Annotated in this window: 1 protein-coding gene and 2 pseudogenes; 1 reads left to right on the top strand and 2 read right to left on the bottom strand. The window is 63.8% G+C overall.

Annotation, left to right across the window (positions count from 1 at the left end; translation table 11 throughout):
- Positions 1-689 (bottom strand): annotated as a pseudogene (locus tag ACE3UY_RS09910) (aspartate kinase); the annotation flags it as partial.
- A gap of 378 nt (positions 690-1,067) precedes the next feature.
- A complete protein-coding gene (locus ACE3UY_RS09905) occupies positions 1,068-1,313 on the bottom strand; it encodes a PspC domain-containing protein (protein ID WP_374687375.1) in 246 nt (81 codons plus the stop codon).
- A gap of 135 nt (positions 1,314-1,448) precedes the next feature.
- Between ACE3UY_RS09905 and ACE3UY_RS09900 the strand changes: the two are divergent.
- A pseudogene (locus ACE3UY_RS09900) lies at positions 1,449-1,821 on the top strand (hypothetical protein); the annotation flags it as partial.

Raw genomic sequence — 1,821 nt, 5'->3', positions numbered from 1 at the left:
TCGGCGTCGAGCGCCTGGCCCAGGATGGCGGCGCTGAAGTCGGAGCCGCCGCGGCCGAGCGTGGTGGTCACGCCGTCGGCCGTCGCGCCGATGAAGCCGGTGATGATGGGGATGCCGCCGCGTTCCAGCAAGACCTGGAGGCGGGCGCGGGTGCGGGCGCGGGTGGCGGCGGTGATGGGGTTGGCGGCCAGGAAGTTGTCGTCGGTCACGATGAGTTCGGTGGCGTCCACCGCTTCCGCCTCGTAGCCCAGTTCGCGCAGGTAAGCGGCCAGGATGCGCACGCTCATCTGCTCGCCCATGCCGCTGATGGCGTCCAGCGCCCGCGGCGTCAGTTCGCCCAGCACGTTGACCGCACCACAGAGCGACGTGAAGCGCTCGATGAAACGCTCGTTTTCGGCCAGGATGAGTTGTCGCTCCCCTTCGGGCGAGAGCAGGCCGTCGATGGCCTCGTAGTGGATGGCGCGGATCTCGGCGGCCAGCCGGGGATAGGTGTCGCGGTCGCCGGTATAGGCGGTGTGCGCGCCTTGCAGCAGCAGGTCGGTCACTTTGACCGGCCGCGAGCCCATCGCCGAGGCGATGACGGCCACGTCGCCCCAGGTGTCGCGGGCTTGCAGGATGAGGTCGGTCGTCTCGCGCATGGCGTCCGCGCTGCCGACCGACGTCCCGCCGAATTTCATTACCAATGTCATGTCCCTGTCCTTCCTATGCAGTGTCGCGTTGCGACACGTAAGTATAGCGAGGGCAGGTCTATGGGCAATGGTGAAGAATAGCCCGCTGATGTCGCTGATTCGGACGCTGATTGACGCGGATAAGAGACCAAGACTCTTATCCGCGGGAATCAGCGCCTAAATCAGCGTTATCAGCGGGCTAGTCTTAATATAAGGAAACGGCCGAACCTTGCGGGTTCGGCCGTTTCGCGCTTCATCTGGCGGCAGGAGATTGGAAAACGATAGAAAGTAACGCCAGAAGAAAGCCGAATGAATGGCGCCCGGCGCGGCCGTCGCCCTACCAGTACGGATGAATTCCGACGGACGGGCCGCGCCGGGCGAGCCGGTAAGCAACAAGGTTTAGCTACCCTTGATGACGATCTCGTCGTCGTCGAAGGCGTTGGCCTTTGGGGCCACGGCCGGCTCCTGGGGCATGACCAGCGCCAACACAAGGTAGACCAGCAGGCCGACGCCGTTCCACAGGGTCAGGAGAACGGCCACCAGGCGGACGATGACCGGATCGATGTTCAGGTAGTGGGCCACACCGGCGCAAACGCCGAACAACATGCGATCATCGCGGGAACGGATCAGACGCTTTTCATTCATTTTGATACCTCCACTCAGTGTATCCCTATCTCTGAGAAGCTATACGCCGGGCAAATGGCAAAGTTGCAGGTAGAATTAGAAACTTGGTTTCTCAGAAGAAACCGAGTTTCTATCCATCTTGCAGGAGTTTTTCCAGTGAAGAAACACATCCTGGTGACCGCCCCCATTCCCGACCCCCTGGTGGAGCGCATCGCCGCTGTCTCGACCGAGGTGACTGTCGAGCGTCTGTCGCTGCCCAGCGCCGGCTGGCCCGACCACCTGACCACTGAGGCGGAAATCCTCTACACCACCAACCGCCTGCCCCGGCCGGAGCAGGCCCCCGCGCTGCGCTGGCTGCACTGCCATTGGGCAGGCATTGACGGGCTGGTGGGCACGCCGCTCTGGGAACAGGACGGGGTCGCCATCACCGGCGCCAGCGGCATCCACGCGCCCAACATCGGCCAATACGTCATGGCCCAACTGCTCGCCTGGGCCCACCGCGTGCCCAGCTGGCTGCGCGCCCAGCAGG

Origin of the sequence: Promineifilum sp. (SeqCode) (genome assembly GCF_041918635.1) — a bacterium.
Taxonomy (GTDB): domain Bacteria; phylum Chloroflexota; class Anaerolineae; order Promineifilales; family Promineifilaceae; genus Promineifilum.
Note: the sequence above shows the minus strand (reverse complement) of the source record. Positions and strands in the feature narration are given on the sequence as shown.